Genomic DNA, 2601 nt, shown 5'->3' with positions numbered 1-2601 from the left:
TCCGCCGCGCTCTCCGAGGGCCGCCCCGCGCGCCACGGTCCGGCCCATCACCACCCCGGCGACCACCGGCACGACCCCGGCCGCCCAGTGCAGGAGCGCCCCCTGCCCCGCCTCCGGCACCGCCGCCAGCAGCGGAAACGGCGGCAGGAACGGCGGCGGTGCGGAGGACAGCGGGCCGATGACATGGCCGGCACCGAGCGCGAAGCCGGGGCCGAGGGCGTACGCGGCGCCCCACACCGCCGCGTTCGGCAGCAGGGCCACGCAGAGCAGCAGGACCGCGAACCGCCCCGACCACCCCTCGGTCAGCCGGAGCCACGACGCCTGGGCCTCCGTACCGTGCCCCACCAGCGACGCCGCCACCAGCAGCGCGCCGCCCCCGAGCAGCACCGCCACTCCGGCCGCCGCGGCCCGGGCGGCGGCACCGGGGCGCCCGTCCGGGCCGTGGACCAGCGGCCGCAGGCCCGCCGGCAGAACCCGCAGCAGCCGCCGCAGCGGCCCGCCCGGACGGCCGTACGCCGACCACACCCCCACCCCCGCCGCGAGGACGGCGACCAGCGGCACGTACACGCCCGTCCACAGCCACGACGGCCGCAGCACACCGCCGGCGGCGAACAGCGCGGCGGGCAGGGCGACGGCCAGGTAGCCGAGGACGACACCCGTCCACGCCGTACGGGCGGCGACCAGCGGCGGTCCCGCGCCGTCGATCTCCTCGGCATCCTCGGGGCCTTCCAGGTCCTCGACGGTCGCGATGGCCTTGAAGCCGCCGACGACGTCCTCGTCCCCCGCCCTGCCCTCCGTGGCGTCGCGTGCCGCCCGGAGCAGCAGCCACACCGGCAGCACGAGCAGGAGCAGCGGCGGGATGCCCACGGGGGCCGGGACGCCGGAGAGCGTGTCGACGCGGACCAGCTCGGCTCCGTGGGCCAGCAGCCACAGCGCCGCCGTCACGTGCAGCACGCCGCCGGGCCCGCTGTCGGGGTACGGCGAGGTGATCCACAGCAGCATCACCAGCACGGCGAACCACGCGAGCCCCAGGCCCGCCGCCACCGCACCACTCACGAGGGCGTCTCCCAGTCCGGGCGAACGGTCGCGCACCCGGGCGAGCAGGAGTGCCGGCAGACGGCGGCGAGCGGTCATCTTGATCACGCCCGCCATGCTCCCAACGACACGCGCTTTCCCGTCGTAACAGGCGAACCACCGTTGTGTCGCTCAATATACGTTTTATGTACTTTTCCGTACTCAGGGGCGCCCTGTGACACAGAGCCCTGCCCTCCAGCTCCCTCCGCCCAAGGAACGCCGACGCCTGCGCGAGGCCGCCTCGCTGACGCGGGCTCAGCTGGCTTCCCGGGTGGGCGTCACCAGCGAGACGGTGCGCGGATGGGAGACCGGCCGCGCGACGCCACGCGGCCGCAAGGGGGAGAAGTACGCGAGGCTGCTGAACTCACTTGGTGGGCCAGGGGAGGTGACGGAGCCTCTTACGAGCGTCGCCACGACCGACCGAGGCCGGTCTTCCTCCAGGGGCAGGGGCGCCGGGAGCCGCCCGCCCGCCAGGGACCGGGACCGCGCCCATGTCGCCGACCGGGGCCGCGCCCCCGCTGCCGACCGTGGCCGCAGCACCCCCCGCGTCACCCTCGCCGACCTCAGCCGGGCCCCCGGCCGGGCGAAGGCCCCGCACCGGCCGGACGACGCGACCTCCGCACTCGACCCCGAACAGGCCTTCGACGCGCTGTACGCCTTCTGCGCCCCCGCGCTGGTCCGGCAGACCTATCTGCTGACCGGGCGCCGTGAGCTGGCCAGGGAGTCCGTCGAGCGGGCCTTCCAGATCGCCTGGCAGCGCTGGCCCGAGGTGGCCCGCGACCGGGACCCGGCGGGCTGGGTGCGCGCGGTGGCGTACGAGTGCGCGCTCTCCCCGTGGCACCGGCTCAGGCCCCGCTACCGGCACCCCGAGCCGCCCCCGCCCGACGCGTTCGACCGCGCGCTGATGGACACCCTCCTGAGGCTCCCGCCCTCGTACCGCCGCACCTTGCTGCTCTACGACGGCGTCGGCCTCGGCCTGCCGGAGACGGCGGCGGAGACGGAGGCGAGCACCCGCGCCGCCGTGAACCGGCTGACGCACGCGCGCGAGGCGGTCGCCGAACGGCTGCCGGAGCTGGCGGACCCGGAGGTCCTGCACTGGCGGCTGGTCGAACTCGCCTCCACCGAGCGACTGCGGGCCGCCAAGCCGCTGGTGGTGCGGCAGGCCGGGGAACGCCGGGCTCGCCTCTGGACCCGGGCGGCCATCGCCTTCACGGCCCTGCTGATCGGGACCACGGTGCTCACCGTGCGTACGGCCCCGACGCGCTACGAGCCGCCCGTACCGGCGGGCGAGACCGTCCAGGGCGTACCGCCGCCGGTCGCGCCCGGACCGCTGTCGGAGTCGGAGCGGGACCTGCGGAGCAAGCTGCTGCGCGAGGAGCAGCAGCGGGGGCCGGACCGGCTGATGCCGACGGCCTGCGGGAAGACGGTCGCGGGGCCCATCCAGGCGACGCCGTGCAGGGCTTCCTGCCCGGTGCGGAACGCGGCGATGCCGAGCCGCTCGACCGCGGGCGTGAACTGGTGGAGGAG

At 76.2% G+C, this 2601-nt stretch carries 2 protein-coding genes; one reads left to right on the top strand and one right to left on the bottom strand.

Annotated features, from left to right (window positions below; all coding sequences use genetic code 11):
• The coding region (locus ACWIF2_RS40525; RefSeq protein ID WP_454366698.1) for a cell division protein PerM at positions 1 to 1152 on the bottom strand (1152 nt) is incomplete at its 3' end.
• A gap of 97 nt (positions 1153 to 1249) precedes the next feature.
• Here ACWIF2_RS40525 and ACWIF2_RS40520 point away from each other — a divergent pair.
• The coding region (locus tag ACWIF2_RS40520) for a helix-turn-helix domain-containing protein (protein WP_454366696.1) at positions 1250 to 2601 on the top strand (1352 nt) is incomplete at its 3' end.

It is taken from the genome of Streptomyces sp. NPDC055506 (assembly GCF_053643595.1).
Note: the sequence above shows the minus strand (reverse complement) of the source record. Positions and strands in the feature narration are given on the sequence as shown.